Consider the following 256-nt stretch of genomic DNA (forward strand, 5'->3'; position numbering starts at 1 on the left):
GGCTATCAGTGCTGCTCTATCATAAACGGCATCAATTTGACCGACGTCTTCGCTTGTCAGCGCAAAAATATCGGCGACCCACAGCTCAATAGTCTGCCCTGATAATTGTCCTTGATAGCGTTTAATATCCGCGTTATTGCTAGGCTGAGTCACTGTAGGAGTAATCCCTTGTTCAGCAAAAAACTCCTCTACCGCCGACTCGACCAGCTCGATACCAATCACCTCATAACCTTGCTGCGTCAGCCAAGCCATATCG

General features: G+C 48.4%; 1 protein-coding gene. It reads right to left on the reverse strand.

Annotated elements, in window-relative coordinates:
* On the reverse strand, positions 1–256 hold a 256-nt coding region (locus AAEZ06_RS27770; RefSeq protein WP_502948067.1), incomplete at both ends, for a class I SAM-dependent methyltransferase.

It is taken from the genome of Pseudomonas sp. HY7a-MNA-CIBAN-0227 (assembly GCF_040310325.1).
In the GTDB taxonomy this organism is placed as follows: Bacteria; Pseudomonadota; Gammaproteobacteria; order Pseudomonadales; family Pseudomonadaceae; genus Aquipseudomonas.